Here is a 25,940-nt window from a genome sequence, read left to right on the forward strand (position 1 = left end):
TCATCCTCCTGAGGAGGAGTCTGTGTCGGAGGGGAAGTCGCCCAGCCCATCGTGGCGAACCCGCCAGGAGCCGTCGCGGGGGAAGCCGTCCTGTTTCACCATCATCGCGACGGAGGCGAGCAGGCCGCCGTTGGCGGGCAGGTAGACGCTCAGCCCTCCAGGGAACTGCGGCACGTGCCCGCTGGCGAGTGTCATGTTCTTGCCGGTGTCCATGAGCAGCGCGTCGACCGCCGAGGCGGGCCTTCCGAGCTTGGTGGCGCACATCGCCAGCACGGGGTAGTCCCAGCCCCAGGTGGTGCAGAAGTCCCAGCGGGCCAGCACGTCGTCGTAGGTCGCCGCCATTGTCTCCAGGTCGATCAGCGGGGTCCTCGGCAGGAAGCCGAGCGCCATCAGCATCGAGGGATGGTCGTCGGGCAGCGTGTAGGGCTCGACCGCCACCGCCGCGTAGCGGCCCTCGCGGACGGCGGGCCTGGCCAGGCCGTCGATGACGGCGTCCCAGTCGGCGCGTCTTTGCATGCCGAGCCGCTCCCTCCAGCTCTGCGCGACCCCCAGCGCCCAGCGCCAGTAGGTCAGCTCGAACGTCGGGTCGGCCGTACGCGCCCTGCCCGGATAGTAGGTCTCCTGCGCAGGCACGACGGGCGGCCCGAGATGGCAGGTGCCGCCGTCCCACTCGGCGAAGTCGGCCATGAACTCAGCCGTCTCGAAGACGATCTCCTTGTGCCGCTCCAGCACGTCGGGGTCGTCGCCGTTCAGCCTGAGCAGTTCGGCGAAGTAGATCGGGTGCGGCTGCTGCCAGATGATGAACGCGCCGATGTCGGACGGCGACTCCCGCCCGTCGGGGCCGGCCTGCTTGGGCCACCGCACTCCGGCGTAGCCCTGCCGCCGCGCGCTCTCCCTGCCCACGCCGAGGATCGACTCGTACCAGCCGAGACCCCTTTCGAGCAGGTCGGGCCTGCCCCACACGGCGAAGTGCGCGGCGTGCCACCAGTGCATCTCCAGGTGGAACTTGCCGCCCCACGAGTTGTGGACCAGCCCCGACTCCTGCGGCGGCAGCACGCCCGCGCTGTGGACGGCGGTGAGATAGCGGGACAGCACGACCCTGCGCTCGAGCTCCGGAGCGCGGGGATCGGAGCTGCCCTCGAAGCTCACGGCGGCGCCGCGGGTCCAGAAGTCACGCCAGTGCGCGGCTGCCGCGGCCCTCACCTCCTCGAAGCCCGGCAGATCGCCTGTCCGCATAGGGCCGAAGGCGACCGTGGCGCCGAGCGCGGGCGCGGCGGTGGCGAGCTCCAACTCGGGGCCGATCACGCCGTCGGTCGCCACCCGCACGACGTAGCAGGCGTCGCCGACCGTCCGTACAGCCGACGCCCTGCCGTACACGGTCTCCTGCGTCAGCCGTTCGCCCTTCACCAGAGGGTCGCCCTGGTCGGGGAAGGACAGCCTGAGCCGCAGCTCCCCGGTGGCCAGGAGCGGCGACTCCACCCTGGTGGCCACCAGGTGGAGGCGCGGATGGGCGACCGTCCACACCTCGACGGGGCGGCCCAGCACCTCGAAGCGCGCGTGCACACAGCCCGTCCACAGGTCGAGCTCGACGCGCGTGGCCTCAAGGTCGCCGAGCTCGACCCGTCCGCAGGGGAAGTCGAGGCCGAGCCTGCCGAGGTCGAGCCTGCGCGGGTTGGCGTACAGCCACGCCGCCGCCTCGGGCACGGGACCGAGCCCGTCGGGATAGCGCACCTCGCCCCGCCTGGTCGCATAGCCCGTGGAGGCCTCGTCCAGGGTGTACGGCGCGGCAGGCTCCGTGGCGTACCACCCCCACGTGGACTGGGTGCGCAGCGGCACGGGGAAGTCGTCGAGGGCGAACTCCCTCACGGGCAGCCGCCTGACGCCGTGCTCGTCGGTCACCAGGAGCGGCCTGGGCGGCAGCTCGTGCTCGGCGGGGAAGGTCTGCAGCCCCGTGACGTCCACGTTGAAGGCGAAGTCGCCGTTGCCGACGCTCAGTGTCGAGGAGGGATGCCACGCCGTCACGACGACGTTGTGGGCACGGACCAGCCGCTCACGGTCGATCATCGCGCACCCTCGCCGCCAGCTCGTCGAGGCTGTCGGGGTCGATCTTCGAGCCGGGGAACCTGGCCAGGCGGCTCAGCGGGATCGAGCCTAGGGTCCTGGCGTACTCCTCGCTCAGGAAGCGGGACGGCTCCCGCGCCACCCCGAGCAGCGCCGTACGGCCGGCGTCGTCGGCGAACCAGTCGCCGAGCGGCGAGTCCGGAGTCAGCGGCGGCCGCCTGCCCGCCACGTCGAGGGTGACCTCCGCGTGCAGGCGCAGGTCCCTGGACGAGGCGCCCACGTGGACGCTCGCCGTGCCGGGCTCGGCCGCCCATCGGCCCTCCCGCACGTCGAAGTAGGAGAAGTCGCGATAGCCGAGGGCGAAGCGGACCACGGCGCTCTCGCCAGGCTCCAGCGCGACCTTGGTGAAGCCGCGCAGCTCCCTGACCGGCCGCCTGACCGTGGCGCTCGGCGCCGACACGTAGAGCTGCGCCACCTCGCGCCCCTGCCTGCCGCCCGTGTTGGTGACGCGGGCCGCGACCTCGACCTCGATCTCCTCGTCGGCTCCCTTCACCGACACCGTGAGGTCGGAGTAGACGAAGGCGGTGTAGGACAGGCCGTGGCCGAAGGGGTAGCCGACCTCGCCGCGCACGGCGTCGTGGTAGCGGTAGCCGACGAAGACGCCTTCGCCGTACCTCACCTGGTCGGGGTCGCCGGGGAAGTTCAGGAAACTGGGAGTGTCCTCCAGGCGCAGGGGGATCGTCTCGGCCAGCCGTCCCGACGGGTTGGCCACGCCGTACAGCAGGTCGGCGACGGCGCCGCCGCCCGCCTGGCCGAGCAGCCAGCCCTCCAGGATCGCGGCCACCCGCGCGTCCCATCCCGACACGGCCACCACGCCGCCGTTGGACAGCACGACGACCGTCCTCGTGCCCGTGGCGATCACGGCGTCGAGCATCGCGCTCTGGCCTGCGGGCAGGTCGAGGTGGGCGCGGTCGTAACCCTCCGACTCCTCGCCCTCGGGCAGGCCGAGGAAGACCACCGCGACCTGCGCCGCGGCGGCGACCTCACGGGCCTGCTCGACGAGCGCCTCGTCGGGCTCGCCGTGGTCGAGGCGGTAGCCGGGGGCGAAGGGGAGGTCGGCGCCGGCGAGGGCGCGCATCTCGGTGAGCGCGTCGTCCAGCCTGGTCGGCACGATCTGCGAGCTGCCTGCGCCCTGGTAGCGGGGGGTGCGGGCGAGCTCGCCGAGGACCGCGACGGAGGTGGAGGTGGCCAGCGGCAGCACGCCGTCGTTCTTCAGCAGCACCGCGCACTGCGCGGCGACCTGGCGAGCCAGCCGGTGATGCGCGCAGGCCCGCACCCCGTCGATCTCGACGGCTCCTCCGCCCTCGGTGACCATCACGGCTCCGGGTCGCGCGTCGGGGGCCGACGCGACAAAGGCTTCGGACTGGGCGGCGGAGGACTCCGAGACAAAGGCTTCGGGCTGGGCGGCGCTGGCTTTCACGACGAAGGCTTCGGGCTGGGCGGCGCGGGCTTTGGCGACGAGGGCCAGGACGCGCGAGACTGCGAGGTCGAGCAGGGCGGGGTCGAGCCTGCCGACCCTCACGGCCTCGACGAGCAGCGCGTCGGTGATGCCGCCAGAGGTGGGCATCTCCAGGTCGAGCCCGGCCCACACCCCCGCCACCCTGTCGTCGACCGCGCCCCAGTCGGACATGACCAGGCCGTCGAACCCCCACTCCTCGCGCAGGACTGTGGTGAGCAGCCAGCGGTTCTGGGAGGCGTACTCGCCGTTGACCTTGTTGTAGGCGCACATCACGGTCCACGGCCTGGCGCGCTTCACCACGTGCTCGAAGGCGGCCAGGTAGATCTCGCGCAGCGTGCGCTCGTCCACCTCGGCGCTGACCCTCAGCCTGTTGGTCTCCTGGTTGTTGGCGGCGAAGTGCTTCAGCGCGGCGCCGACGCCGCTCGACTGCACGCCCTCGACGAGCGCCGCCCCGAGCACGCCGCTGACCAGCGGGTCCTCCGACAGGTACTCGAAGTTGCGACCGCACAGCGGCGAGCGCTTGATGTTGATGCCGGGGCCGAGCAGCACCTGCACGCCCAGCGCTCGCGCCTCTGCCCCGAGGGCGGCGCCCACCCCTCGTAACAGGTCAGGGTCCCAGGACGAGCCGAGGGCGACGGCGGGCGGCATGCAGGTGGCGGGGATGCTGCGGCCGATGCCGAGATGGTCGCCGCCCGTGAGCTGACGGCGCACCCCGTGGGGGCCGTCGCTCAGCGTGATCGAGGCGATGCCCGCGCGTTCGACGGGCTTGGTGGTCCAGAGCGACGCTCCTGAGGTCAGCGCCGCCTTCTCTGCGAGGGTCAGGTCGTTCACGGCGTGATCGTGTCCAGGTAGGCCTCGAGCGAGGCGAGCAGGTCGAATTCGGGGTCGATCAGCCACTGGGTCTGCAACCCGTCGAGTACGGCGATCAGCACAGGACCCGTGGCCCTGGCGTCGACCTCGCCCCTGGCCTGGGCCTTGGCGAGCGTGGTGGAGAACAGTTCACGGCTGGTGCGGTAGCGCTGCACGAAGAAGTCGTGGGCGGGGTGCTCGGGATCGCAGGCCTCGGCCGAGAGGGTCACGAACAGCCGCATGACGCCCGCGGTGTCCATGTTGCGGATCATGAGCTCGCGGACCGCGAGGCGGAAGCTGCCCAGCTCCTCCCACGTCTCCTCGAACCAGGTGGTGTCGGCCTCGCTGCGCTCCTGCAGCAGCGCGGCGAGGAGCTCCTCCTTGGAGGGGAAGTAGTGCAGGACGCCCGCGAGCGTGAGCCCGACCTGGGCGGCCACGTCGCGCAGGGAGGCTCCTCTGTAGCCCTTGAGACTGAACAACTCGCGGGCTGCGGCGAGGATCTGCTTTCTGCGTGCGACGCCCACGGAGGAGGGCTTTCGAGCGGTCATGAGATCAAGGCTAACAAAAACCACCAATCAGTTGGTAGGTTTTTTGCATGCCACTCGACCCGCTGCTCGTTCCGCTGCTCGAGGTCTACTCCTCGCTGCCCCCCACCCCCGAATGGAAGAGCGCCGCCGAGCGCCGCCGCGAACGCGACGAGGCCAGGCGATCCGCCGGTGGGAGCCCCTACGCCAGGTACATCGAGGCCGCGCCCGACGTGGACGAGGTCTACGAGGACAGCGTCCCGCCCGACGGCGTCGCCGTCCGCGTCTACCGTCACGGACCCGCGAGTGCGGGCACGCTCGTCTACTACCACGGCGGCGGCTGGTGGTCGGGCCACCCGGACGACTCCGACACCCGGTGCAGGACCATCGCCGCGGGCACCGGCCTGACGGTCGTCAGCGTCGACTACCGCCTCGCTCCCGAACACCGCTTCCCTGCCGGGGCGGAGGATTGCTACCGCGCGCTGGAGTGGGCGGCCGAGAGCTTCGGCCCCGGCTGGCTCGGCGTCACGGGAGAGAGCGCGGGCGGCAATCTCGCCGCGGTCATGGCGCTGCTGGCGAGAGAGCGCGGCGGGCCCTCGCTCGATCTCCAGATCATGGAGATCCCCGCCTTCGACCTCACGCTGTCCTCCCCCTCGATCGCGACGTACGCCGAGGGCTACGTGCTGACGGGCAAGGAGCTGCGCTGGTGCGTCGAGAACTACCTCGGCGGCCACGACCCCGCCGACCCGCTCGTCTCCCCGCTGTTCGCCGACGACCTGACAGGTCTGCCTCCCGCGGTCATCCTGACGGCCGAGTGCGACCCGCTGGCCGACGACGGCAGCCGCTACGCCGCACGACTGCGTGAGAGCGGGGTGCCCGTGACGCACGTGGAGTTCGAAGGGCAGGTCCACGGCTCGCAGATGCTCACCGGGCTCCTGCCCGTCGCCCGCGCCTGGCGGGAGACCCTGCTCGACTCCATCAGGGCGAGTCTGAAGGCCTGACCACACCGCCGCCCGGTGAGTCGAAGACCATCACCGGGCGGCCCTCGTCCCACACGGGCCAGCCCGGGTCGCCGTCCTTGACGAAGCGCACCCACGCGGCGTGCATCCTGTCGGCCAGGTCCCGCGGACGGCCGGGCCCGCCGATCATCTCGGCGTCGGGGCTGTCGAGCGTGTCGAAGACGTAGGCCAGCTCCGTCGCGTGCGCGGCGCCGAGATCCATGACGGGCGAGCGCCACGCGAACTCGTACATCCAGGTGCGTCCTCGGCGGGCGTCGGCCAGCGCGTTCATCGGCCTGCGCAGCAGCGCGTCGGTGACCAGCGCGCCGAAGACGTCGCCGCTGCTCGCACCTCCGCGGGCCGCGAAGTCCCTGAAGCGCACCCTGGCGGCCAGCACGTGGACCCGGCCGAGCTTGTCGATCTTCCCTGTGGGCACCGTCCACAGCCTGAACTCCTCGGCCGTGTGGCCCATCATGAGCGGGATGTCCGCGCCCGCACCCGCCAGCAGGGCGGTGCCGGGGTCCGAGGGAACCAGCTCGTCTCCCGGCACCACGCCGAAGCCCACGCCCTTGGCCAGCACCCGCGTCTGGCAGGCCAGCAGCTCCTCGGGCGGCACCCGCGCGAACGCCTCCCGCGTCGCCCGCACTCCGAGCGCCTTGGCCATCAGGCGGGTGATCCGCCTCGCCTTGTCCCCCCGCCCCGGCGCCAGGGGACCGCTCTGCACGACGGCCTGGGCGAACAGCTCGCCCGCCGAGGGGTGGGCGAGCAGCGCGGCCACCGCCCCGCCGCCCGCCGACTGGCCCGCCACCGTCACCCTGCGCGGATCCCCTCCGAAGGACGCGATGTTGTCGCGCACCCAGCGCAGCGCGGCGAACTGGTCGGCCAGCCCGAGGTTGGCGGGCGCGTCGTCGAGCACGGAGAAGCCCTCGGCGCCCAGCCGGTAGTTGATCGACACCAGCACGACGCCGTCACGGGCGAAGGCGCTCCCGTCGTAGGTGGCGAGGGCGTTGCCACCCCTGGTGAGCGCCCCGCCCGGCACCCACACCATGACGGGGTGCCCCGCGCCCTCCGCCGGCGCCCAGATGTTGAGGTTGAGCACCTCCTCGCCCTGGATGATCACGCTGGGCAGGACCTTCTCCAGCCCTCCGGCGTACGGCACCTGCGGCGGCGTGGGGCCCATGCTCGTCGCCTCGCGCACGCCGGCCCACGGGTCGTGCGGCCTGGGCGGCGCGAACCTGTCTGCCCCGTACGGCGCGGCGGCGTAGGGCACGCCGAGGAACCTGGCCACGCCACGCTCCACCGTCCCCCGCACCCGGCCCTGGGCGGTCTTGACGATCATGCCGGCTCCACCACGGCCGTGCGCCGCTCGGCCAGCCGCCGCGAAGCCTCGCGCGCCACCTCACCGCTGATCGGGTAGAGGAGGAAGGCCAGCGCGCCCACCAGGCCGATCCCCGCGGGAACGAGGCTCTGCGCCATGAGGATGCCGTCCAGCGTCTCCTCGCTCTGCGCCACGCCGCCGCTGCGGTAGCCGGTCAGCGCCAGCGTGTACGCCAGCAGGCCGCCTCCCACGCCCCCGCCCGCCTTGGTCGCGAACGAGGTCATCGCCGCGAGAGACGCCTCGGTCCTGAAGCCGTGCTTCCACTCGGTGTAGTCGGTCAGCTCGGCCAGCAGCACCAGGCTGAGCGACACCGCCCCGCCCAGGCCCACCCCCGTCAGGGCGAAGCAGGCCAGCACAGGCACGGGATCGGGCGGCACGGCCATCAGCGCCGCCAGGCCCGTGATCGACACGCCCAGGCTCGCCACGTAGAGCGGCTTGGCCCCGGACCGCCTGGCCAGCACGGGCACCACCACGGCCCCCGCCACCATCGGGATGGCCATCACGAACGCCGCCGCCGACAGGTACACCGTGTCGCCGATGTAGTAGAGGAAGAAGTACGGCATCGCCGCCGTGAGCGCCCCGCTGGCCGCCTGCACCGACACCTTCGACAGCAGCAGGATCGGCACCGCCCTGCCGGAGAAGAACACCCTGCGCACGTCCGACAGGCGGTAGCGCTCGGGCGAGAGCGGCACCACCCTCTCGCGCACCCGCAGCACCATGACGACGACCAGGCAGAACCCCAGGATCGCGGAGCCGATGACGTAGGTGAGCCATCCGCGTGTGCCCCCTCCGAGCAGGTTCACGATCGGCAGCGTCAGCCCCGTGGCCAGCGCCGCCGCGAACAGCCCCGTGACACCGACGATCGCGGCGAGCTGACCGCGCGCTCCCTGGTCTCCGCTCATCGCGGGGACCAGCGAGGTCATCGGGATCTGGAACAGGTCGAGCAGCAGGCCCCACAGCAGGTAGGTGATCCACAGGGCGACGAGCGCGTCGGGCAGGAGCGCGGGAACGACGAACAGCGCGATGACGCAGCACACGCATAACACCGCGCCGACCAGCACGTACGGTCTGAACCTGCCCCAGCGCGTGGGAGGGAGGTGGTCGACGAGGTAGCCCATGATCGGGTCGCTGGCGCCGTCGGCGACCCTGGCGACCAGCATGAGCGTGCCGACGGCCGCCGCGCCCAGGCCCACGATGTCGGTGAGGTACAGCAGGAGGAAGCCGGAGCCCGCGCCCATCAGCACGCCACCCAACACCCCCGAGAAGAAGGCTGACTTCTCCGCCATGCCGGGCTTGTCATCCATCCCGCCACTCCTCGCTCGAAGACCTACCAACTGATAGGTAGATGCTTCAGGCTAGAGTCGGGCGTCATGCACCGTCAATGCTCGCCGCGCTCCAGCCGGCGCACCGTCGACTCGACATAGCGATCGACCACGTGTGGCGGCTCGCCGTTCGCGAGGGCCGAGGCGACCTGCTCGATCGCGAACGTCCCCGCCCACACTCGCGCTCTCCTGTAGGTCTCGCCGTCCACCGCCGACCTCACGGCGTCCCACCCGTGCCAGGCCAGGCAGGCGGCGTCCACAGCGGGGTCGAAGGCCTGGGCGAGATCCCAGTCGAGCACCCCGACCAGGTCGCCGTCCGGACTCCAGTGCACGTTCTCGCCGCCCAGATCCCCGTGAACCAGACTCGCCGTGACCTTTTCGAGCTCGAGGGCCGCCTCGACCCTGCGCCGCGCCTCCGTTCGCACATGGACGGGCAGCCGGGGCAGCACCTCCTCCACGAGGAGCTCCTCCCAGCGCTCCCTGCCCGCGTAGGCGTGCGGCTCGTCCAGCACGTCCTCCACCAGTCGCAGATCGACGGAGGCGAGGGCGTCGAGCAGGCCGCGAAGCTTCGCGGGATCACCGCTCCCCCGAGGATGCGCGGCGCCGTCCACCCAGCTCACGGCGACGGCCACGCGGCCTGCGACCGTGGAGACGGGGACGAGCGGGGTGGGCACCTGGAAGGGCAGGTCCATCCGGGCCAGCCTGGCCAGCAGTTCGGTACAGCGGGGCAACGAGGCCGCCGCCGCCTCTGTGCGCGCGACACGGACGGCGGCCGCGCCGGGGATGAGAACCACGTCGTGGAACTGCCCTCCGCCGGACCGCGCTCCGTCGAGGGACACGCCGGGCAGCAGCTCGGCCGCCAGGTCGAGAAGGTGAGGAGAGGGGGAGATCGACATCTGCCGACAGTACCTACCCGGGGAGCTCGCCGGGCTCGTCCACGACGCCCGCCGCGACTTCGGCACTGGCGTAGAAGCTCCCCGCGGTGAAGGCGACGTCGCCGTTGATGACGTAGTCGCGCACGTAGTCCACCCGCCTGCCGAGGAACTCGTAGGTCGTGGCGTCGAGGACCAGGTACGACCTGGCCACCACCTGGCCGTTCGCGTCGCGCTCGGTGCCGACGCCTGGAGCACCCCACTCGTAGGCGATGCCGATGCCCGACCTGCCCGCCGCGTCGCGTACGCCGGAGTCCACCCGCACGCCGGGGATCTCGGCGAGGGCGCGGAAGATCGCTCCCCGCAGCCTGGGTGGCACGGGTATCTCCTGCTCGAGGTAGACCGACAACACCCGGAAGGCCCGCGCGTCTGGATGCTCCCCTAGGCCCGCCTCCTCCTTCGGCTTGGTCGCCCAGTGCCTGTCGCCCTTGACGTGCGCCAGGAGCCTGCCGGGGTCGGTGGGAAGCTTGGCCAGCCTGGCCGCGTACTCCCGAGGGGTCAGGTCGTCGTCATCCGGGTCCGGCCTGTGGTGGTGCTGCTCCAGCGGGCCCTGCCCCCGGCGTACGGCCTGCCGGGTGCCGTCGTAGCGGGTCCAGTACTCCTGGACCTCGGCCGTCGCTTCGCCCGGCTGCTTGACCAGGGTCTTCCGGTACAACCACTGGTCGAGGCGGGGTGGCGGGGCGGGAGCGTGCCGCTCGGAGACCCGAGCGGCTTGTCTCAGCACAGCCTCCGCGCTCATGGGCGCCGTCTCGGTGATGACGATCGGGCGGATGCCCTGGGTGGGCGCGCCGGTGCCGCTCACCACCACCGCCGCCGCCAGCGCCCCGGCCACCGCGAGCACGGACGGCGCGATCCAGAACCGGCGCCGGCGCCTCAGCGCGCGGGCGCGCAGGGCCTTCAGCCGCTCCACCCCGGGCTCGGGCGCGTCCGCTCGCATGCCGCTCAGCAGCTCCAGGTCATCCACGGGTGGTCTCCTCTTCGACAGCGGACGGGTCGACCCCGCCCAGGGCTGCACGGGTCTTCCTCCGGGCCCGGTGCAGGCGCGAACGGACCGTGCCGACAGGGATGCCGAGCGCCCGCGCCACCTCCTCGTAGCTGAAGTCGGCCCAGGCGATCATCAGCAGGACCTCGCGGTCCTCGGGCGACAGCACCGCGAGCGCCTCCGCCAGCTCCTGGTGCGCCGCCGAGGCCGACACGCGGGCCTCCACTCTGTCGGCGTAGCTCTCCGCCACCTCGTCCGTCCCGGTTCTGGCCAGCGCCAGGTACGCCCTGACCTCGGCGCGGCGGTGTTTGCCGATGAGGTTGGCGGCGATGCCGTACAGCCACGGGCGGGCGTCGCGGTGGGCGGTGTCGTAGCGGGTGAGCCGGCGGAAGGCCGCCAGGAACGTCTCGGCCACGACGTCGTCGGCCAGCGAGTCGCCCAGCCGGCGGGTCACGTATCGGTGGAGGGCGGGAGCGTGCCGATCGAACAGCACGGAGAAGGCGGCGGGATCTCGCCGGGCACGGCCGATCACCTCCGCGTCGTCCGGTTCGCCATGGGTGATCAAGCTTGAGCTCCGTTCCTTGGGGCCGATCACTCCCTTTCACCCGCAAGCGCCGATCGAGTTCTCGTCGCGTCGAGATCGTGGATGCCCGGCGTCGGCCGGCCCCTGAGGTTGTCCGCAGCCCACGTCAGCTGGACCGGCCATCATCGTGGTGCGCGCCCTCCAGCAGAGCACGCAGGCGACGAGAGACGTGCGCCGCCGCCTGCCGAACTCGGGCGCCGAGCGGGATACTGCGCACCCTCCAGCCGGGGCTAGCCTGGAAGGGTGAGCATCACCGCTGGTGGCTACGCGTGGGGACCCGAGTCTGGTCGGCTCCTGGTCAAGACGACGCGTACCGGGCTGGGTGCGAAGGCCGGCCATGATCTCACCATCGGGGTCACACGCTGGCGCGGCGATGCCTCGGTCGACCCCGCCGACCCGGCCAGCTGCTCGGTGACCGTCGAGGTCGACGCCGAGTCGTTCGAGGTCCAGGAAGGAACCGGCGGCGTCAAACCGCTGACGAGCTCCGATCGTCAAGAGATCGAGAAGATCGTTCGAGAGAAGATCCTGCACACCGGCCGCCACCCCACGATCACGTTCAGGTCGTCACGGGTCGAGGGAAGCGCGGAGTCGTTCCGCATCGAGGGCGACCTCACCATGGTCGGCGTCGCCCAGCCTGTGACGGTACAGGGAGCGCTGACCGAGGACCGCGTACACGGCTCGGCGACCGTTCTGCAGTCCCGCTGGGGGATTCGGCCCTACTCGGCGTTCTTCGGCGCCCTCAGGGTGAGCGACGAAGTCGAGATCCACTTCGACCTCACCCTCGCACCAAAGCAGTGACCCCGACCGACTCCTCAGCGCGGGGATCAGACCCGCCTGACAGCAGCCCCACTCGAACGGGTCACCCAGCTTGACGTTGGCGCCACCGATTTCGCGGTACCCGTTGGGGGCCTGGGAATGGACTTCGCGCGTACGGTCACCTCTGCTCGTCGGGCGTGAAAGACCAGACGTAGCGTGAAGGTGTCCAAGGTGAACAGGTGGGCGCCGTCCCAGTCGAAGCATTCGACTTGCCCAGGTGGGGCGTCAGACTGAGTGGCCACGCTGTCATGACCTTGCCGGTCCTCACGCCACTCGACGACGCGAACGTCTTCGAACCGGAAGGCCACGACAGGCGTCTCGGACAGCTCGGGCGGAGTCCACCGCGGATCGTAGAGAAACTCCAACTCCAGCACTGGCCGCCTGCCTGGCTCATAGGTCAGGCACCTGAAGTCGGTGTCGTGGAGGTAGACATGGGCGTCCTCCGCGGTCCAGAAGTCGTACAGCCCTGCTTTGGAGGTGACGCCACGATCCTTGTCCTCCGTCACGCCGTCGAACTCGGTCACGGACATGAGCACATGGTTCTACAGACGGAAACGAACTGGGCAGGCCCCGAGCAGTGCCAGCAGTGATGTCTCCCTACCGCCAGAGCGCGTGACTGGATCGGCTGCCCTTCGCGCGGTCGTAGATCGCACGCAGCCACGCAGGCCAGGTTCGGTCCGTCCTTGCCGTCCAGACCGCAACAGTAGCCGTCACATCGCTCCAAGATCAGAACGGTCCCGCGGACGTCACCCGGTGCGACCGCGACCGCTCCCGGCGGCCCGTACGACAGGGCGTAGGCAGGCGCGTACACGCCGCGGGCTGCTGTTTCCTCCGCACCGATCTCCTCCCTCTTGCGCCACGGCGGCCCGGAGGGCTCTGGATTCACCGCGTAGGTTCCGGGCTCCAGAAGCGCTGGAAGCAGGTCATGGCCATAACGCCTGGTTGTCGACGATCACCAGCGACCCGCTCGGGCTCTCGTAGCCGACCTCGACCACCTCGTCCCACCCCTTGGTCGCCCTGAATGTCATGTTCTGCCATCTTGCAGAGCCGGTATCCCCGCTCCAGCAGCACCTGGTCCGGAGCCGCCGCCAAGGCGTCCCCTTCGCCGTGGAAGGCGGTATGGCCGTGGGCACGGCAGAGGAAGTCCTTCTCCGCCTTGCTGAACCCATTGGCGGTGCCGTCGCCGAGACCGTCGCAGTCGAGCTCGCTCTCGGTGCTCACCTTGCCGCAAACGAGCAGCGCGCCGGCCGCGACCCGGGCGAGGGCTCGGGCGAGCCGTTCCCGCCCGACGCGAACGGCCAGGTACCAGCCCAGGAAGCCCAGCACGATCTGGGGGGCGCCGCCGTACCAGAACAGCGGGAGGCCTGACATGAACCACAGCTGATCGCTGAGCTCGTTGCCTAAGCACCGTCCGGCGGACCCCCACGTGAACGACCCGCCACCGCCGTCGTCGATCCAGAAGTAGACGGTGGGACTTACCGCGGTGAGCAGGGCCGTCACCCACAGGATCGATGATCGTCGGGACACGGGACCGATGGTACGACGTCACACTCGCGTGAGCCGCCGGCGATAGGGCCCCGCGGCCAGCCGGATTCGCTCCACGAGCTGCAGGAGAAGGGCGATCTTGGGAGGCGGAGTTTCACGTCGCCCGTGTGGCTATCCGTAAGTCAACGAGGATGGCCTGATCGTCACCGCGCCCGGCATGAGTTCCTTCCCATAGAAGGGCTCCGACTCTCAAGATTCACATGAGGCATCAGATGTGCGGCTGGATCTGGCTGGAGGGTCGCGGTTCGGTTGGAGGGCGGGGCATGGAGTCGACCGGCGTACGGTTCCCGCGATTGACGAGGCGGTGGAGGGCGATCAGCCCGTAACCGAGCAGCACGAAGCAGACGGCCAGCGCCACCGCCATGAGCAGGACTCCGCTGTACCCGAACCTGTCCACATTCAGAAACGGATAGGGGTATCGCTTCCATGCGTGTGGAGGCAGCAGGGCAGCCCGGACCAGGGCGAAGACCATGTACACCACCGGATAGACCAGCCATGCAGGGGCGGCCGCCCATTTCGGCCGAGGGGCGGTCCGGTCGAAGGCCAGCCAGTCGATCACGGCCATGATCGGTGTCACGTAGTGGAGGAGGAAGTTGCCGAGGCCGGGACCTGTGAGGGAGAGGTGCTCGAAGGGGTTGGCTCCACGCATGCGCAGAAAGTGCCAGACCAGCCCGGTTATCACGATGTAGAGCGTCACCGCCCCCTTGACCTCGGTGGAAGGCCGCCGTCTGGTCACCACCCGCCAGGAGCAATATCCCGCGAGCATCAGATTGCTCTGCACGGTGAAGAGCACGAGCGGGTTCAGAGGGTCGGCCAGGGCCATCCACGTGTAGCTCAAGCCGGTCACCGCGGCCAGGATCAGCACCAAGCGGAACAACGTCGCCCAAACCATGAAGATCACGGTCGCACGTCCATGTTCTCCGTGCTGAAGAATCGACGGTGATCGGATGGATGCCGGGCGATTACTGCGGGATCAACTACGCCACCAGTTGTCGAGGGGGGTGACCGGAACGGTCCGCTTGTGCCGGGTCGCGAGGTAGGCCGACTCCACCTTCGCCGCCAGGTCCGGCGCGACGTCGACACCCTCCAGATAGTCGTCGATCTGGGTGTACGTCAGGCCGAGTGCCACCTCGTCGGGCAGTGCGGGCCGGTCGTCCTCGAGGTCGGCGGTCGGCACCTTCTCCCAGACACTCGGTGGTGCGCCGAGCTCCTGCAGCAGGGCGGCGCCTTGGCGCTTGGTCAGTCCGGTCAGCGGGGTGATGTCGACACCGCCGTCGCCGTACTTGGTGAAGAAGCCGGTCACCGCCTCGGCGGCGTGGTCGGTGCCCACGACGAGCATGCTCAGCTGACCGGCGATCGAGAACTGGATCACCATGCGTTCGCGGGCCTTGATGTTGCCGCGCACGAAGTCCCGCAGCTTGGGCTCATCGCCCAGCAGCTCCCGCAGGCCGAACGCCGTCTCCGCGGCGACGGCGTCCGCGCCCGGCTTGACGTTCACCGTGATCGACCGGTCGGGCTGGATGAACTTCAGCGCGATCTGCGCGTCGTGCTCGTCGGCCTGCACGCCGTACGGCAGCCGCACCGCGATGAAGGTGGCCTCACGCCCCTCGGCACGCAACTCCTCGCTGGCGAGCTGGCACAACCTGCCGGTCAGCGTGCTGTCCTGGCCGCCACTGACCCCGAGCACGTAACCCTTGGCCGGGGTCGACCGCAGGTAGTCCTTGAGGAAGTCGACCCGTTGCCGGATCTCGACCTTGGGGACAATGGTCGCCTTGACGCCGAGTTCGGCGAGAATCTGCTCCCGTAGGTTCGCCATCCGCGTACTGTACTGGCCGGGCTCGAACCGCGCGAAGACGGGTCCGAGCGAAACCCGCGGAGCGACCCGACGGCGACCGGGCTCACCTCGCCCCGCTCGCGAGTTCGCCGCCGACCCGGAGGCGACCGGCCGTACGAGGCCCTGGCCGACACCGGGTACGAGTCATCGGACGGACCGGGCCTCTCGATCCGGGTCGACTGACTGCTCCGCGGGCCGAGCGTTCACCTCGTTCCACTTGTGCAGCAGTTGGGGAACCTCCCTGCGGAGGAACGCGAAGAAACGCCGGGTCTCGTCCATCCGGGCGCCCGCGGGCGTGTCCGTGCCGAGCACCTCGACCCCATCGCGCGCGCCCTCCTCGAAGCGACGGAACACCTCGTCACTCGACGCCGCCGCCTTGTACCACGCCGTCTGGTCGACACGGTAATGATCACGACGCTCACCGGGGTCCCGCTCACGGGTCACCATCCCGACCCGCATCAGGTACTTCACCGCACCTGAGACGGCCGACGGGCCGACCTGCAGCATGTCGGCGAGTTCCGCGGCGGTACGCCGGCCGTCGTCGGCGATGAGGAGCGCCGCGAGCACGCGTGCGGCCATGCGCGGGTAACCCGAGTCGGACATGATCACGGCGAAGCGTTCGAGGAACCGCAGCGCGTCCGCCGTGCCGCTCTCGTCGTCAACTCTCTTGGTCATGCACACCCTCTGCGCGTCGTCTCCGGCAGGCCCCAGGCTACAGACTATCGATACTTCACGAATTTCGTGAAATTCATGTAGTCTGCGAAGCATGTCCAACATGATCTCCGTGTCCGGTCTGGTCAAGACCTTCGGCCGGACACGGGCACTCGACGGTCTGGACCTGACGGTCCGGGCCGGTGAGGTACACGGGTTCCTCGGCCCCAACGGGGCCGGCAAATCCACCACCATCCGGGTCCTGCTCGGCCTGCTGCGCCAGGACGCAGGGACGGTTCGGCTGCTGGACGGCGATCCATGGCGAGACGCGACCGCACTGCATCGCCGACTGGCGTACGTGCCCGGCGACGTGACCCTGTGGCCGACCCTGTCCGGTGGCGAGACGATCGACCTGCTCGGCCGGATGCGCGGCGGGCTCGACCCCAGGCGCCGAGCCGAGCTGCTCGAGCGCTTCGAGCTGGATCCACGAAAGAAGGGGCGGGCCTACTCCAAGGGCAACCGGCAGAAGGTGGCCCTGGTCGCGGCGCTGTCCTCGGATGCCGACCTGCTCATCCTGGACGAGCCCACGTCCGGCCTCGACCCGCTGATGGAGGCGGTCTTCCAGGAGAGCATCCAGGAAGAGCGGAGCAAGGGACGCACGGTGCTGCTGTCCAGTCACATTCTCGCCGAGGTCGAGGCCCTGTGCGACAGGGTGAGCATCATCCGGCACGGCCGTACGGTGGAGACGGGCACGCTCACCGAGCTGCGTCACCTCACCCGCACCTCGATCACGGCCGAGCTCGCCGGCCCCGTCCCCCGGCTCGCCGGATCGGTCGGCGTGCACGACCTGTGGACACAGGGCAACCGGCTGCGCTGCCAGGTCGACGGTGACGCGCTCGACGCGCTGCTGCGCGAGCTCGTGAAGATCGGCGTGCGGAGCCTGGTCAGCCGGCCGCCGACGCTGGAGGAGATGTTCCTGCGCCACTACGCAGACGATCTGTCCGGCGCGGGCGCGACCGGAGAGCACGCGGTGGTACGGCGATGAGCACTCTCACCGGCACCGGCGGACTGATCCGGCTCATCCTGCGACGCGACCGGGTGAGGTTACCGGCCTGGTTCGGGCTCGTGGCGATGCTCGTGATCGGCGTCGCGAGCTCGGTGGCCGCCGCCTATCCCACAGAAGAGGCGCGGCAGGCGTTCCTCCACACGACCAACGGCGACCCGACACAGCTCATGATGATCGGCCCGATCTACGACTCGTCCGCAGGAGGGCTCGCCGCGTGGCGAGTACGCGGGCAGGCAGCGCTGCTCATCGCGCTGGCGAGCCTGTTGCTGGTGATCCGCAGCACCCGCGCGGAGGAGGAGGCGGGCCGGAGCGAACTGCTCGGCTCGACCGTGGTCGGCAGGCACGCGGCACTGACGGCCGCGCTGACCGTGGCGTTCGCCGCCAACCTGGTCGCCGCCCTTGTCGTGGCACTGGGGCTCATGGGCCAGGGGCTGCCTCCGCGGGGCTCCCTGGTGATGGGACTGTCGGTCGCCGCCGCCGGTTGGGTCTTCGCCGCGGTCGCGGGCCTGGCGGCCCAGCTGGCCGAAAGCTCTCATACCGCCGGCGGCCTCGCCGCCACGGCGATGGGCATCCTGTACGCCGTGCGCGCGGGCGCGGACGTCGAGGGGAGCTCCTGGGTGTCCTGGCTGTCACCGTTCGGCTGGACCCAGCACATGCGTCCCTTCGCCGGTGACCACTACTGGCCGCTCCTGCCGGTCATCGGCCTGATCCTGCTGCTGGGAGCCGGCGCCTACCGGATGTCCGCGCGCCGGGACCTGGGGGCCGGAATCCTCCCGCCCCGGCTCGGTCCGGCCGACGCGGCGCCGAGCTTGCGCACCTCGCTTGCCCTGGCATGGCGGCTGCAGCGGGGCACGCTGCTCGCCTGGGCCATCGCGTTCACCGCGTTCGGCGCCGGCCTGGGAGGCGCCGCGCGGAGCGCGGCCGAACAGCTGAACGCGAGCGAGGCCCTCAGGGACCTGATCGAGCGGATGGGTGGCGGTGGCCGTCCCGCCGACGGCTTCTTCGCCTTCGTCATCTACCTGATGAGCCAGGTCATCGCGCTCTACGCGATTCAGGCGACCCTGAGACTGCGGGCGGAGGAGACCTCCGGCCGTGCCGACATCATCCTGACCGGCCCGGTCGGCAGACTGCGCTGGGCAGGCGGTCACCTGGCCATCGTCGCGGCCGGGTCGGGGATCGTGCTCGCCGGGCTCGGTCTGGGTATGGGTCTGGTCCACGGGCTCTCCACGGGAGATCCGGGCGGCGAGATCGCACGGCTGGTGGGTGCGAGCCTGACGCGGCTGCCCTCGGTCCTGGTGCTGGCCGCCGTCTCGGCGCTGGCGTACGGCCTGTTGCCACGGCTCGCCGCGATCATCCCCTATGCCGCGCTCGGCCTGTGCCTCGTGCTCGAGTTCGCGGTGGAACTGCTGGGCGCCGACCCGGCGATCTTGAAGGTATCTCCGTTCGCGCAAACCCCTGGCCTTCCGGTCGCCGCGTTCACCGTGACGCCGCTGGTCCTGCTGGCCGTCGTCGCCACCGGTCTCACCGCTGCCGGACTGGCCGGGCTCCGCCGTCGCGACCTCGGATAAGCCGGAAGACGACCTTCGGGCAGAACGCATGGACGCCATGGAGCGGGCCGGCTGAACTCGCCCGCCACAAGGCCCCTAGTCAGTGATGGTGGGGAGGGAGAGGCCGGCGTAGATCTGGTTGAGGGCCGTGGGCAGCAGGGCTTGGGCCGTGGTCTTGCCGTCGGGCGAGAGGGTCAGGTTCGTCCAGATGACGAGCGTGACCTCGTTGTCCGGGTCGTGGCCGATGAAGGAGTTGAAGCCGGGCAGTTCACCTCCGTGGTAGTACATCGAGGCGCTCGGACCGAAGCGCTGGTAGGCGATGCCGTACCCGTACTTCTGCCCCTCGGGCGCGGCCGGGTCCTGGGCTTGCGGGCTGTGGAGCCACTGCTGCTGGAACTCGGGGTTGAGGACCTTGCCCGTCACCAGTGCCCGGATCCAGGTGGCCAGGTCGTCCGCGGTGGAGATGACGCCTCCTGCGGCGGTGGCGTAGGAGGGGTTCTGGTGGGTGTAGTCCACCGGCCTGAGCTTTCCTGACCTGGCCGCCGCCTGCATGTCGTCGGGGTAGGGCCGGTCGACCAGCGCGTAGGCCGATCCGCCGTACATGTAGCCGTGTGAAGAGGGGGCGGGGAGGGACAGGTCGTCGGCGGCGGGCAACAAGGTCCCCGCCAGTCCCAGCGGGGCGAACAGCCGGTCCCGGAGCTGCTCGGCCAGCGGGTGGCCGCCCGCCTTCTCGGCGACGAGGCCCAGCAGCGCGTAGTTGGTGTTGCTGTACTCGTAGGACGCGTCGGGTGCGAAGTTCGGCGGGCGCAGGAAGGCGATGTCCAGCATCGCCTGCGGCGTCTGGACCTTGCCGGGGTCGGCGTCCAGGGTCGCCGCGAGTTCGGGTGCGTTGGTGTAGTTGTAGAGTCCGCTGCGCATCTTCAGCAGGTCGGCGATCGTGATGTGTTCGCCGTTGGGCACTCCGGGGACGTAGGCGGAGACCGGGTCACTCAGCCGGAGTTCGCCGTCCTGGGCGAGGAGGGTGATCAGCGCCGCGGTCATGGTCTTGGTGTTGGAGGCGATCCTGAAGTGGTCGCGCGTGGTGGGCGCCTTGGCCGTGCCCAGCTCGGTGGTGCCGACGGTCACCCTGAAGGTTCCCTGCGGGGTGCGGAGCAGGACCACCGCGCCGGGAACCATGAGCTTCTTCGCCGCACGCTCGACGGCGGACTGGAACGCGGCCGGATCGACGGGCTTCAGCGCCGACGGAGTGGGGCTGGGGGCGCCCGCCGCCGCAGGCGCGGGCGACGCGTCAGAGAGGGCCGTGAGACTTGCCTCCGAGGGCAGGACGCAGCTCGCGATCAGCAGGGCGGCGCACGGTGCCAGCAGAGCCATGCGGCGGGCGGCCCGGTTCGGCGCGTCGTCGTCAGCTCGGGAAATCTTCATGCCAGCATCACAGCCCCCGTGCTCGGCGGTCCAGTACCGCGGCCAGGGTGATACGAAAAGTGATGCGGCACGGCCGAAGAGGCGCAAAACGGAATAAGAGCTGCAATTCTATCGTCTTCGACACATCTGAGGGATCGGGCGGCCCCAGCCTTCAGGAGCTCGCCCGTTCGCGTGGGTGCCGAAGGACATAGCGGAGGCTTCGAGAACGAAGCCCTTCGCCGCTCTCCCGATCCAGGGAGGCGGCGTCTCTTCATGTTCGGGCGAGCCCGCGCAGGCGGTGTCGACGCACGGGGTCCTGCTCCTGCCCGCGATGGCCTGGTCGCTGACGCGACCGCGGGCAGGAGAGGAGATACGCCACGCCTGGTACGGCTGGCCGGCGTCCTCTACGGCGGCATCGCCGTGCGGCGCCGCACGGCGATCAGCCGGTGTAGGCCGGCCTGACGACGACGGGCTCCCTCGGACCCGCCGTCGTCTTGACCGTGGGCCGCTGGTCGGCCGGCGCCGGGGCGGACGTCGCGGACGGCTTCTCGGGATCGGCCGCGGCCGTGCCCGAGAAGCCTGCGAGGCCCGCGGTCAGGGCCAGCACCGCGCTGATGCCGATGAGAGTGGCTTTGATCTTCATATGGGTTCCCCTGTTCATTCGAGTCGGGCCTCAGCCCTGGACGACGACCGGAGTACCGATCGCCAGGTTCTTCGCCATCCAGGTGATGTCGTCGTTGCTGATCCGGACGCAGCCGTGGCTGGCCCGCGTGCCGATGGCGGAGGGCTTGTTCGTCCCGTGGATTGCCAGCTGGCCCGGGCCGCCGGCGAAGCTCTTCAGCACCGGCGAGAAGCCGCTCAGCCCGAAGGCGTAGGCGCCGTAGGCCCCTCCCTGGTCGACGGGCTTCACCAGCTCGGTGAAGAAGTAGCGACCCGGAGGTGTCGGCGTGCCCGCTTCGCCCGTCGCGACCTTGCCCGTCCTGACGGCCCTGTCGCCGTCATAGACCGTGAACCTGAACGCCCCGCGATCGATCTCCATCCGGTAGGCGGTCTCCGCGAGCGTCACGTCGGTGGCCTTGATCCAGCCCTTGCTGCCGTTCGGCCGGATCGGCAGCAGCACCTGGAGCCACTTCCCCTCGTCACGTTCCACCAGGAAGACACGCGTCGCGCCGTAGTCGTTGGGACTCGTGATCGTCCTCTGCGCCACCCCCTCCTTGTTTCCGTAGACCGTGATCCGAGATCCCTTGACGCTCGCGATCTTCGAACTGACGCTGCTCGCCGGCTCGGGCCGTGCGGCGCTGCTCGCGCTGCCCACACAGCCGGCCAGCAGGAACGCGAGTGTCGCCACAGCAGCCGTACGAAGCAGGTTGGTTCTCACCTGCCGCAGCCTGGCGGCAGAATGTGTGAAACCTGTTTGGTTGTCATGCGGATCCCATGTGCACCCCTGACATGGACATAGCCTCAGCCCATGTGCGCGTACGTGCTGGTCGCCGAGGATGATCCCAAGCAGGCCGAACTGCTCAGGCGGTACCTGGAGCGGGAGGGCCATGAGGTCCTCGTCGTGCACGACGGGCGTTCCGCGATCGACGAGGCTCGGCGGGCCGATCCCGACCTCGTGGTGCTCGACGTGATGATGCCGAAGGTTGACGGGTTGGACGTCTGCCGGGTACTGCGTGCCGAGTCCGACCTGCCGATCCTGATGCTGACCGCCAGGTCCACCGAGGATGATCTGCTGTTGGGACTCGACCTCGGTGCTGACGACTATGTCGCCAAGCCGTACAGCCCGCGTGCGCTGATGGCTCGCGTGCGGACCCTGCTGCGCCGTACAGGGAAGTCCCAGGACGCCGATCGGCAGGTGTTCCAGGCGGGCGACCTCCTCGTGGACCCGGTCAGGCACACCGTCACCGCGGCGGACACGCTGGTGGACTGCACGCTCGCGGAGTTCCGGATCATCGAGACGCTGGCTGCCGAGCCGGAGCGGGTGTTCACCAGAAAGCAGTTGCTGGAGCGCATCCACGGCTTCGACAGGTTCATCACCGAACGCACGGTCGACGTGCACGTGATGAACCTGCGCAAGAAGATCGAGCCTGATCCGCGCCGCCCGGTCCGGCTGCTGACCGTGTACGGCGTCGGCTACAAACTGACCCACGCATGAGGTCGTTGTTCGTCAGGTTGCTCACGAGTTCGGCTGTCGTGGCGGTCTGCTCGATCACGGCGACCGCGTGGCTGGCTGCCAGCAGCACCTCCGGCGCCATCCAGCGCGAACAGGGCCAGACACTGGCCAGCGACGCCCGGATCAACAACAGCCTGCTCGGCTACGCCTCGCGCCATTCGGACTGGTCGGGCGTCGCACCCACCCTGCGCGATCTCGCCGCCCAGACCAGCCGCCGCATCGCGCTGGCCACCGAGAACGGCGCCCTCATCGCGGACTCGGCGACCGCCGGGACCCCACTGCCCGCCAAGGTGTCGGCCGTCGTCGACCCGCTGGCCGTGGACGTGACCCTGGTGCCGGGGGCGGCCAGGGACCGTATTGATCCACGCGCGGTGGGTCCTTTCCTGCTGTCCGCCCGCGATCGCGCCCGGCTGAGGAAGGCCGCCGACACTTACGCCGTCTGCGCGGGCCGCACCGGGCAGGCCGTACAGGTGACCGTCTCGAACACCGGCAGGCCCCTCGTCACGACGCTCAGCCAGGGGGTCGGTCAGGAGCCGAGCCCCATGCCCAGCGCGGTGCCGGCCGCGGCCCCCATCGTGGTGGGCGGCTGCGACGCCACCACCTTCAGCACGCCGACGCGCACCGAGAAGGCGGCGTTGAAACAACTCAACCTCCTGGTCAGCAGGTGTCTCAAGGGCAAGGGCGCGGAAAGGGGCTCGGTCGGACTCGACTTCACCTGGGTCTCCAAGGAGAAACAGCCGATGCCGCCGGCAGCTGAACCCGATCAGATGATCTCTACCTGCGTCGTCACCGCCCGCAAAGAACAACTCGATCCCTACGTCGCCCCTGCGGCCTACCTGTACATCGGCTCCCCCGCCGAGGCCACCGGCCAGCGCATCCCGCTGCCCTCGATCGCCGGTGCCGCCCTCCTCGTGCTGGTGTTGACCGTGGGCGTGAGCGTCATGGCGGCCAGGCGCCTGGTCAGGCCCGTCAACGCGCTCACCCACGCCGCGCAGCGGATGCGTGACGGGGACAGCTCCGCCCGCGTCACGGTCAGGACCACCGGCGAGATCAGCGAGCTCGCCACGGCGTTCAACGAGATGTCGGAACACCTCCAGCGCATGGAGGAGCAGCGCAAGGCCATGGTCAGCGACGTCTCCCACGAGTTGCGCACACCGCTGAGCAACCTCAGGGGCTGGCTGGAGGCCGCCCAGGACGGCGTCGCCGAGTTGGACCCGGCGCTGATCGCCTCGCTGGTCGAGGAGATCCTGCTGCTGCAGCACATCGTCGACGACCTTCAGGAGCTCGCCCTCGCCGACGCGGGCAAGCTCCGTCTGCACGTCGAACCCGTCCACCTCGGCGACCTTCTCGACCAGGTGACCACCGCTCACCGAGGCCGGGCCGAAGCCGCAGGGCTCACGCTGACCACCGTGGTTACCGATGACCCCCCGCTGACCGCGGATCCGGTACGGCTCCGCCAGGCCATCGGCAACCTGGTGACCAACTCCCTGCGCTACACGCCACGCGGCGGGCATATCACGCTGGGTGCCCGTCAGGATGGCGACCAGGTCGTCGTCGAGGTGACCGACACGGGGATCGGGATCCGCGCCGAGTACCTTCCCCACGTCTTCGACCGGTTCTGGCGGGCGGAGAAGTCCCGCAACCGCCAGACCGGCGGCAGCGGGCTCGGGCTCGCCATCGTGCGCAACCTGGCCGAGGCGCACGGCGGCACAGCCACGGTCGCCAGCGTGCCAGGTGTCCGCACGACGTTCACCCTGCGTCTTCCGTCGTAGCGGGACCCGTGGTCTGCAAGCAGGCCAAATCGAGCTGTCAAACGACTCTCAGCGCGAAAAGGCACCCCACGCGGAAGGGGCACCTGGCTTGACGTTGGTGCCTCCAAGCCCGCAGTAGCCGTTTGGGAGCCTGATGAGGCATCGCTGGTGGGCTTGGCATGACAATAGTCGGTTATTCGGTGTCCTTGGGGTGTCGAGGCGACGCATAGATAACCCACACAGTGCGGGTTACGTCATCGATGGCATAGCGCACACGCCCACCGCTGGTGACCTCGAACTCCCACTGCTCCAAGTCCTTGCCATTGTGACGATGAGTCGCGAGATCCCGCGCAGGCGATGTTGACGGTCGTGGCTGGAGCGTGAACGGGGATCGACCCGCAACACCTCGAAACATCGGCGCGTGTTGGCCAGGGCATGACGGCACAGCTCTTCCCAGCCCCTGACAGCATCGCTGGTACCGAACCGGACATCCCACTCGCCATCCGGCGGTGGCACCGTAACTCGATCTCCGCGCTTCGGGCTCATGCCGAAACCTGCACCGGCCCGAAGTCACCGCTCGTGGGTTTAGGAGCTTCGGCGTAGTTCGCAGGGTCGGCCTTGATTCTGGCAGTGGCCCGCCAGCCCTCTATGACCTCGTGGGTGGTGGCCTCGACCTCCAACTCGGCCGCGTCAGAGAGCGCTTCCACCAGTTCCAAAGTGAAGGCACGCAGTTCTTCCGCCGAGAGGTGGCGAACCCACGGGAAGACCTCCGGCATCGCTATGACCAGCGCACGCGCGGTGGGATCATGCTTGATCAAGGCAAGGAGCAGCCGGGACGCGGTGGCGAGCGTCCGTTCACGCTCCTCTTCACGGTCCGCCGCGGTCAGGTAGAAGTCCGGAGCATCCCGATGTCAAGGGAATGGACTCAGCTCGTAGGGATGCGCAGGGATGAGCGGTGGCCCCAGGTGGCCCAGCGCCAGAGCCACTCGATGGGACCCTGGCGGTGGCGGCGCAGCCAGAGGGTGGACAACAGCCACTGGGCCGCCAGGATGGCTCCCGCGGTCCAGTACGCCGCCGTCAAGGACTGGCCGATCGGCAGGCCGAGGATGTGGCTGGCCGCCAGGACGAGGAGTGTGGCGGTCAGATAATTGGTCAGTGCCATCCGGCCCAGTGGCGCGAAGACGAACTGCAGCGCCGGTCGCAGCGGCGTTCTGAGCAGGACCAGCATGCCGCACACGTACACACCGACGAGCAGTAGATCAGCAAGGCTGGACGTGGAAGGCAGATACGTCGTGGCCCCCACGGCCCGCATGCTGGCCTGCACCCACAGGGCAGAGGCCAGTCCCGCCGCGAAGACCAGGCCCAGCAGGAGCGGCCCTCGGGTGGACCGCTCGATCTGCTCGATCACCCCGTAGCGGACCAGTGCCGAGCCCAGCAGGAACAGCCCTGCGATCAGCAGGGGCCCGCCCCCGCTGAGGATCAGCGCCGCCGGGATGAGTGCGGCGGCGAGGCCGGCCATGGCCCACCGGGGCAGCCAGGTCGCGGGCAGCAGCACCAGTATGCCGACGACGGCGTAGTCGGTCAGGATCTCGCCCGGCCATAGCAGCATGTGCACGAGGCCGATCGCGAGCAGCGCCCCCAGCCGGCGCAGCAGGGCCAGGCGTGGGTGGGGGACGCGGCTCGCGGCGGAGTCCAGCAGCAGCGCGAACCCGATGCCGAACAGCAGGGAGAAGATCGGCATTCCGAGCCAGGGGTCCCAGTCGCCCATGGGCTGTGCCACGACGGCGGAACTCCCGGTGGCCATGAGCTGGACGTTGGCGAACAGGATCTCGCACAGCGCGAACCCGCGCAGGACGTCGAGCGCGGCGATACGCGATCGGCCGGGTGAGGTCATCGCGGAGCCTCCCCTGCCGTCGCCTCGGCGCGGGTGCAGGGGACGCCGGGAGCGCCGGCCACATCTCCGGCGTTCAGTGCCGGAGCATGATCTTGTAAGGGCATAGGGCCCCAT

24 protein-coding genes are annotated in these 25,940 nt (G+C 70.0%); 6 read left to right on the plus strand and 18 right to left on the minus strand.

The window, feature by feature from the left end:
- Genes ABFX55_RS34030 through ABFX55_RS34040 form a run of 3 tightly spaced genes read right to left on the minus strand, consistent with a single transcriptional unit; the run spans position 1 to position 4,977 of the window.
- Positions 1-2,064 (minus strand): hypothetical protein, encoded by a 2,064-nt coding sequence (locus ABFX55_RS34030; RefSeq protein WP_346126778.1) that lies wholly within the window; start codon positions 2,062-2,064, stop codon positions 1-3.
- Entirely contained in the window at positions 2,051-4,411 is a 2,361-nt protein-coding gene (locus ABFX55_RS34035; RefSeq protein ID WP_346126779.1) for a glycoside hydrolase family 3 C-terminal domain-containing protein, read from the minus strand. The genes ABFX55_RS34030 and ABFX55_RS34035 overlap by 14 nt, the downstream gene beginning before the upstream one ends.
- Entirely contained in the window at positions 4,408-4,977 is a 570-nt protein-coding gene (locus tag ABFX55_RS34040; RefSeq protein ID WP_346126781.1) for a TetR/AcrR family transcriptional regulator, read from the minus strand. The genes ABFX55_RS34035 and ABFX55_RS34040 overlap by 4 nt, the downstream gene beginning before the upstream one ends.
- 47 nt (positions 4,978-5,024) lie before the next feature.
- Here ABFX55_RS34040 and ABFX55_RS34045 point away from each other — a divergent pair, with 47 nt between their 5' ends.
- On the plus strand, positions 5,025-5,954 hold the full coding sequence (locus ABFX55_RS34045) for an alpha/beta hydrolase (protein WP_346126783.1): 930 nt from the start codon (positions 5,025-5,027) through the stop codon (positions 5,952-5,954).
- Here ABFX55_RS34045 and ABFX55_RS34050 read toward each other — a convergent pair.
- The 5 genes from ABFX55_RS34050 to ABFX55_RS34070 form a co-directional block, all read right to left on the minus strand.
- Positions 5,932-7,290, minus strand: coding sequence for a carboxylesterase/lipase family protein (locus ABFX55_RS34050; protein WP_346126784.1), 1,359 nt, complete (start codon positions 7,288-7,290; stop codon positions 5,932-5,934). The two genes, ABFX55_RS34045 and ABFX55_RS34050, sit on opposite strands and share 23 nt — an antisense overlap.
- On the minus strand, positions 7,287-8,633 hold the full coding sequence (locus ABFX55_RS34055; RefSeq protein WP_346126785.1) for an MFS transporter: 1,347 nt from the start codon (positions 8,631-8,633) through the stop codon (positions 7,287-7,289). Before ABFX55_RS34055 ends, ABFX55_RS34050 begins: the two co-directional genes overlap by 4 nt.
- Positions 8,634-8,707: 74 nt before the next feature.
- Positions 8,708-9,547, minus strand: a complete 840-nt coding sequence (locus tag ABFX55_RS34060; RefSeq protein ID WP_346126787.1) for a phosphotransferase family protein — start codon at positions 9,545-9,547, stop codon at positions 8,708-8,710.
- A 13-nt stretch (positions 9,548-9,560) separates the two neighbouring features.
- Positions 9,561-10,547, minus strand: coding sequence for a CU044_5270 family protein (locus ABFX55_RS34065; protein ID WP_346126789.1), 987 nt, complete (start codon positions 10,545-10,547; stop codon positions 9,561-9,563).
- Positions 10,540-11,130, minus strand: a complete 591-nt coding sequence (locus ABFX55_RS34070) for an RNA polymerase sigma factor (protein ID WP_346126790.1) — start codon at positions 11,128-11,130, stop codon at positions 10,540-10,542. The genes ABFX55_RS34065 and ABFX55_RS34070 overlap by 8 nt, the downstream gene beginning before the upstream one ends.
- Positions 11,131-11,391: 261 nt before the next feature.
- On the opposite strand from ABFX55_RS34070, the gene ABFX55_RS34075 reads away from it, so the two are divergent.
- The gene (locus ABFX55_RS34075; RefSeq protein ID WP_346126791.1) at positions 11,392-11,946 is read left to right on the plus strand and encodes a YceI family protein; all 555 of its coding nucleotides are present in this window, start codon (positions 11,392-11,394) and stop codon (positions 11,944-11,946) included.
- A gap of 26 nt (positions 11,947-11,972) precedes the next feature.
- On the opposite strand, the gene ABFX55_RS34080 is transcribed toward ABFX55_RS34075, so the two are convergent.
- From ABFX55_RS34080 to ABFX55_RS34100, 5 genes are all read right to left on the minus strand, one after another.
- Positions 11,973-12,488 (minus strand): hypothetical protein, encoded by a 516-nt coding sequence (locus ABFX55_RS34080; RefSeq protein ID WP_346126792.1) that lies wholly within the window; start codon positions 12,486-12,488, stop codon positions 11,973-11,975.
- Between the two features lie 358 nt (positions 12,489-12,846).
- Positions 12,847-13,464, minus strand: a complete 618-nt coding sequence (locus ABFX55_RS34085) for a hypothetical protein (protein ID WP_346126793.1) — start codon at positions 13,462-13,464, stop codon at positions 12,847-12,849.
- Between the two features lie 253 nt (positions 13,465-13,717).
- Entirely contained in the window at positions 13,718-14,401 is a 684-nt protein-coding gene (locus tag ABFX55_RS34090) for a Pr6Pr family membrane protein (protein ID WP_346131347.1), read from the minus strand.
- Between the two features lie 81 nt (positions 14,402-14,482).
- Positions 14,483-15,325 (minus strand): ammonia-dependent NAD(+) synthetase, encoded by an 843-nt coding sequence (nadE, locus tag ABFX55_RS34095; RefSeq protein ID WP_346126795.1) that lies wholly within the window; start codon positions 15,323-15,325, stop codon positions 14,483-14,485.
- 162 nt (positions 15,326-15,487) lie between these two features.
- Entirely contained in the window at positions 15,488-16,018 is a 531-nt protein-coding gene (locus ABFX55_RS34100; RefSeq protein WP_346126797.1) for a GbsR/MarR family transcriptional regulator, read from the minus strand.
- Positions 16,019-16,109: 91 nt separating this feature from the next.
- Between ABFX55_RS34100 and ABFX55_RS34105 the strand changes: the two genes are divergently transcribed.
- Entirely contained in the window at positions 16,110-17,039 is a 930-nt protein-coding gene (locus ABFX55_RS34105) for an ABC transporter ATP-binding protein (protein WP_346126799.1), read from the plus strand.
- On the plus strand, positions 17,036-18,628 hold the full coding sequence (locus ABFX55_RS34110; RefSeq protein ID WP_346126800.1) for an ABC transporter permease: 1,593 nt from the start codon (positions 17,036-17,038) through the stop codon (positions 18,626-18,628). The genes ABFX55_RS34105 and ABFX55_RS34110 overlap by 4 nt, the downstream gene beginning before the upstream one ends.
- A 75-nt stretch (positions 18,629-18,703) precedes the next feature.
- Here ABFX55_RS34110 and ABFX55_RS34115 read toward each other — a convergent pair whose 3' ends face one another.
- From ABFX55_RS34115 to ABFX55_RS34125, 3 genes are all read right to left on the minus strand, one after another.
- On the minus strand, positions 18,704-20,029 hold the full coding sequence (locus tag ABFX55_RS34115) for a serine hydrolase domain-containing protein (RefSeq protein ID WP_346126802.1): 1,326 nt from the start codon (positions 20,027-20,029) through the stop codon (positions 18,704-18,706).
- 418 nt (positions 20,030-20,447) lie between these two features.
- Positions 20,448-20,651, minus strand: a complete 204-nt coding sequence (locus tag ABFX55_RS34120) for a hypothetical protein (RefSeq protein ID WP_346126804.1) — start codon at positions 20,649-20,651, stop codon at positions 20,448-20,450.
- Positions 20,652-20,681: 30 nt separating this feature from the next.
- Entirely contained in the window at positions 20,682-21,386 is a 705-nt protein-coding gene (locus ABFX55_RS34125) for a L,D-transpeptidase (protein WP_346126806.1), read from the minus strand.
- A gap of 90 nt (positions 21,387-21,476) precedes the next feature.
- On the opposite strand from ABFX55_RS34125, the gene ABFX55_RS34130 reads away from it, so the two are divergent.
- Both ABFX55_RS34130 and ABFX55_RS34135 read left to right on the plus strand, forming a co-directional pair.
- A complete protein-coding gene (locus ABFX55_RS34130; protein WP_346126808.1) occupies positions 21,477-22,163 on the plus strand; it encodes a response regulator transcription factor in 687 nt (228 codons plus the stop codon).
- The gene (locus ABFX55_RS34135) at positions 22,160-23,953 is read left to right on the plus strand and encodes a sensor histidine kinase (RefSeq protein ID WP_346126810.1); all 1,794 of its coding nucleotides are present in this window, start codon (positions 22,160-22,162) and stop codon (positions 23,951-23,953) included. Before ABFX55_RS34130 ends, ABFX55_RS34135 begins: the two co-directional genes overlap by 4 nt.
- Before the next feature lie 521 nt (positions 23,954-24,474).
- Here the strand turns inward: ABFX55_RS34135 and ABFX55_RS34140 are convergent.
- Positions 24,475-24,750 carry a hypothetical protein gene (locus tag ABFX55_RS34140; RefSeq protein ID WP_346126812.1) on the minus strand — a complete coding sequence of 92 codons (276 nt, stop codon included), beginning with the start codon at positions 24,748-24,750 and terminating at the stop codon, positions 24,475-24,477.
- A 107-nt stretch (positions 24,751-24,857) separates the two neighbouring features.
- Positions 24,858-25,826, minus strand: a complete 969-nt coding sequence (locus ABFX55_RS34145; protein ID WP_346126813.1) for a DUF418 domain-containing protein — start codon at positions 25,824-25,826, stop codon at positions 24,858-24,860.
- Between the last annotated feature and the right edge of the window lie 114 nt (positions 25,827-25,940).

The sequence above is a fragment of the Nonomuraea roseola genome (assembly GCF_039535395.1).
GTDB classification, from domain to species: Bacteria; Actinomycetota; Actinomycetes; order Streptosporangiales; family Streptosporangiaceae; genus Nonomuraea; species Nonomuraea roseola.

Bases quoted from the DNA above. Each gene is read 5' to 3' on its own strand.
- ABFX55_RS34030 (WP_346126778.1), bottom strand. From the start codon at position 2,064: ATGATCGACCGTGAGCGGCTGGTCCGTGCCCACAACGTCGTCGTGACG.
- ABFX55_RS34040 (WP_346126781.1), bottom strand. From the start codon at position 4,977: ATGACCGCTCGAAAGCCCTCCTCCGTGGGCGTCGCACGCAGAAAGCAG.
- ABFX55_RS34045 (WP_346126783.1), top strand. From the start codon at position 5,025: ATGCCACTCGACCCGCTGCTCGTTCCGCTGCTCGAGGTCTACTCCTCG.
- ABFX55_RS34050 (WP_346126784.1), bottom strand. From the start codon at position 7,290: ATGATCGTCAAGACCGCCCAGGGCCGGGTGCGGGGGACGGTGGAGCGT.
- ABFX55_RS34055 (WP_346126785.1), bottom strand. From the start codon at position 8,633: ATGGATGACAAGCCCGGCATGGCGGAGAAGTCAGCCTTCTTCTCGGGG.
- ABFX55_RS34060 (WP_346126787.1), bottom strand. From the start codon at position 9,547: ATGTCGATCTCCCCCTCTCCTCACCTTCTCGACCTGGCGGCCGAGCTG.
- ABFX55_RS34090 (WP_346131347.1), bottom strand. From the start codon at position 14,401: ATGGTTTGGGCGACGTTGTTCCGCTTGGTGCTGATCCTGGCCGCGGTG.
- nadE (WP_346126795.1), bottom strand. From the start codon at position 15,325: ATGGCGAACCTACGGGAGCAGATTCTCGCCGAACTCGGCGTCAAGGCG.
- ABFX55_RS34100 (WP_346126797.1), bottom strand. From the start codon at position 16,018: ATGACCAAGAGAGTTGACGACGAGAGCGGCACGGCGGACGCGCTGCGG.
- ABFX55_RS34105 (WP_346126799.1), top strand. From the start codon at position 16,110: ATGTCCAACATGATCTCCGTGTCCGGTCTGGTCAAGACCTTCGGCCGG.
- ABFX55_RS34110 (WP_346126800.1), top strand. From the start codon at position 17,036: ATGAGCACTCTCACCGGCACCGGCGGACTGATCCGGCTCATCCTGCGA.
- ABFX55_RS34115 (WP_346126802.1), bottom strand. From the start codon at position 20,029: ATGAAGATTTCCCGAGCTGACGACGACGCGCCGAACCGGGCCGCCCGC.
- ABFX55_RS34120 (WP_346126804.1), bottom strand. From the start codon at position 20,651: ATGAAGATCAAAGCCACTCTCATCGGCATCAGCGCGGTGCTGGCCCTG.
- ABFX55_RS34130 (WP_346126808.1), top strand. From the start codon at position 21,477: ATGTGCGCGTACGTGCTGGTCGCCGAGGATGATCCCAAGCAGGCCGAA.
- ABFX55_RS34135 (WP_346126810.1), top strand. From the start codon at position 22,160: ATGAGGTCGTTGTTCGTCAGGTTGCTCACGAGTTCGGCTGTCGTGGCG.
- ABFX55_RS34145 (WP_346126813.1), bottom strand. From the start codon at position 25,826: ATGACCTCACCCGGCCGATCGCGTATCGCCGCGCTCGACGTCCTGCGC.